Source organism: Neisseria sp. P0022.S010 (assembly GCF_051956635.1).
The window spans coordinates 1-639 of the sequence record NZ_JBQCXF010000800.1 but is presented as its reverse complement, the minus strand read 5'-3'; the positions used below and the strand labels follow the sequence as shown (position 1 = coordinate 639).

At 33.8% G+C, this 639-nt stretch carries 1 protein-coding gene; it reads left to right on the top strand.

What is annotated here, in order from left to right:
- Positions 1-639 (top strand): glycosyltransferase family 2 protein (locus tag ACTHUT_RS21495; RefSeq protein ID WP_440419841.1); only part of this gene is annotated, 639 nt, incomplete at both ends.

The window sequence follows — 639 nt, the reverse complement described above, 5'->3', positions numbered from 1 at the left end:
CTTATATCCATTATTATTCCATGCCATAACTCAGCTAATTACATTAAGGAAACTTTATTAAGTATTTATCACCAGTCTTATCAAAACTTTGAAATTATAGCTATTGATGATGGTTCAAACGACAATACCTTAGAAATTCTATATGAAGAAGCAAAAAAAGAATCTAGATTAAAAGTACTTTCACAAGAAAATACTTACTGCGTCAAAGCTCGTATTCATGCTATTCAATATGCCCGTGGCGATTACCTTGTTTGTCTAGATTCAGATGATCTTTTGGGAATAGACTATTTGAAAGTATGTGTAGATGCAGCTGAAGCTGATAAGAAATTAGCAATTGTATATACTGATGCCTTTCTTTTTGGCGCGAGAAATAAACCATGGAAGTTACCTAAATTTGCCTTACCAGACTTTTTACTGCAGAACTGCATCTATATTACCGCCTTAATCCGAAAAAAAGATTACGATGCAGTGGGTGGCTTTGATAGCAACATGACTTTTATTGAAGATTGGGAACTGTTTATTTCCATCATTAAAAATGGTGGGAAAGTCAAACAAATTCATCAACCTTTATTTTACTACCGACAACGACTCGACGAATCATCAGTGAGTAATTTAGCCTCTGATATAAAAGTCTCAGAC